This window comes from Methylobacterium sp. CCH7-A2, from assembly GCF_001557075.1.
GTDB classification, from domain to species: domain Bacteria; phylum Pseudomonadota; class Alphaproteobacteria; order Rhizobiales; family Beijerinckiaceae; genus Allobosea; species Allobosea massiliensis.
In genome coordinates this window covers 1-240 of sequence record NZ_LSKN01000078.1, presented here as the reverse complement: position 1 = coordinate 240, position 240 = coordinate 1, and the positions used below count along the sequence as shown (strand labels likewise).

Below are 240 nucleotides of genomic sequence, written 5' to 3'. Positions count from 1 at the left end.
GCCGGCCGCCCGGTACCGGGCGGCGCCGGCAAGGGCGACCGCCTGAGCCTTCAGCCAAAGCCCTGATTCATCTTGCAGGTCCTCGCTCACCAAGGAAACCCGCCATGAGCTTCGTCCAAACCAGCGACGGAACCGAGATCTTCTACAAGGACTGGGGTGCCCGCGAAGCGACACCGATCGTGTTTCATCACGGCTGGCCGCTCTCGGCCGATGACTGGGACAACCAGATGATGTTCTTCC

The 240-nt window shown here is 63.3% G+C and carries 1 protein-coding gene; it reads left to right on the top strand.

Annotation, left to right across the window (positions count from 1 at the left end; translation table 11 throughout):
- Positions 1-104: 104 nt before the first annotated feature.
- On the top strand, positions 105-240 hold a 136-nt coding region (locus AX750_RS26795), incomplete at its 3' end, for an alpha/beta hydrolase (RefSeq protein ID WP_197432797.1).